Source organism: Parafrankia sp. Ea1.12 (assembly GCF_900465275.1).
GTDB lineage: Bacteria > Actinomycetota > Actinomycetes > Frankiales > Frankiaceae > Parafrankia > Parafrankia soli.
The window spans coordinates 1-1,829 of sequence record NZ_UBIZ01000417.1; the positions used below are offsets into that span (position 1 = coordinate 1).

Annotated in this window: 1 protein-coding gene; it reads left to right on the forward strand. The window is 66.0% G+C overall.

Annotated elements, in window-relative coordinates:
* Nucleotides 1–155 precede the first annotated feature (155 nt).
* Nucleotides 156–1,772: a hypothetical protein gene (locus FMEAI12_RS24390; protein ID WP_112107985.1), complete on the forward strand. Its 1,617-nt coding sequence runs from the start codon at nucleotides 156–158 to the stop codon at nucleotides 1,770–1,772.
* Nucleotides 1,773–1,829: the final 57 nt, after the last annotated feature.

The following is a 1,829-nucleotide window of genomic DNA, read 5'->3' on the forward strand; positions in this document are numbered from 1 at the left end:
GGCTTCGCCCCAGCCCGACGAGCATGTTGCTGTGGTCCGGCTGTGATCGTGGGCTCCGGCCGGGCGGTGTGACGGGTTGACGATGAACCCGCCTGTGATGCCGCTACCTGGCGGCGGTTGGCCTGAGGCCTGGCCGTCCCGGACCGGAGCTGACGATGACGCTACCCCGCACCGTCGCCGACGTCCTGGCCCATCACGTGAGCTTCGAGGTGGAGTGCATCGACCGGATGTACCTCAACGTCTATGTGCCCCAGCTCCAGTTCCCTCTCGGCCTGGTCGGGTTCCTCCGCCGCCGGCTCGGGATGCGAGTCGCCTCCACCGCCCCGCTGGCGTCGATCACCGAGGGTTTCGTGACCGCGGTCCGGCGGTTCGCCGCCGACCACGACATCCCGATCGTCGACTTCGTGAAGGGGCAACGGAAGGACGACGTGATGCACGAACGGCTCAAGGACTTCACCGGCACCCAGGGGGTGGTGTTCATCGGTCGGGCGCAGGAGAAGACTCCGCTGTTCCGTACGGAAAAGCGCCGCGACGCAGAGGGGAAGACATACCCGTGGATCGTGAAGACCACCGGGGTCGTCAACCACTTCTACTTCTACTGCGTCGACGACGACTTCGGCCCGTTCTTCCTCAAGTTCTGCTCCTACTTCCCCTACAACGCCAAGCTGTGCCTGAACGGGAACCACTGGGCGCAGCGGCAGGCGACCAAGTCCGGGATCGCCTTCACCCCGATGGACAACGCGTTCGCCGCGGTCGAGGACCCGGCCGGCCTTCAGACGATCTGTGACCGGCTCGGCCCGGCCGAGATCGATGGGCTGCTCCGCAAGTGGTTGGACATCCTGCCGCACCCGTTCACCCCCGACGACCGCGACGCCGGCTACCACTACGACCTCTCGATCCTGCAAGCCGAGTTCTCCCTGACCCAGACTCTCGACCGGCCCCTGTCCGGAAGGATCTTCTTCGAGCAGGTCATCCGGGACAACCTTGACATCGGCCGCCCCGACCAGGTCAGCCTGGTCTTCGACCGGTCCCTGCGCCGGACCGGCCCACGAGCCACCCCGAGCCGGTTCCGAACCCGAATTATCACCAACGGCGTCACCCCAAGCCTGCACGTCGACTACAAACACGCCACGATCAAGCAGTACCACAAAGAAGGGAAAGCGTTACGCACCGAGACCACCATCAACGACACCCGCGACTTCGGGATCGGGAAAAGGCTGATCAACCTGCCGGCGTTACGGCGGGTCGGCTTCCACGCCAACCGACGTCTGCTCGACGTCCAGACCATCAGCCACGATCCCACCGACGGCGACACCGCGTTCGCGGCCATCACCGATCCGGTCATCACCGAGACCGGACGACGGGTCGCCGGTATGCGGTTCACCGACCACCACGTCCAAGCCCTCTTGTCTGCAATCCTCGTCTTCCGTCTGCTGCCACACGGTTTCACCAACCGTGACCTACGCGAGTATCTCGCGCCGCTGCTCGGCCGCGACCCGAGCACCATCACCAGCGGACAGATGAGCTACGACCTACGCCGACTCCGCCTCCACGGCCTGATCGAACGCGTTCCCGGGACTCACCGCTACCAGATCACCCCCGCCGGGCAGCGCCACGCCCTGTTCCTCACCCGCGTCCACAACCGGGTACTACGCACCGGCATAGCCGAACTCGTCGACCGCCACAGCGACCCCCCGCCGCTACGCCGAGCAGCCGACGCCTACGACACCGCCATCAACGAACTCATCCACCACGCCGGACTCGCAGCCTGACCCGCGCGCCCCGAACTTGACCCATCCTTCGCGGCTTCGCCCGCCCAAGCCTTCTAG

Coding starts and splice junctions, on each gene's coding strand:
- FMEAI12_RS24390 (WP_112107985.1), top strand. CDS start 156: ATGACGCTACCCCGCACCGTCGCCGACGTCCTGGCCCATCACGTGAGC.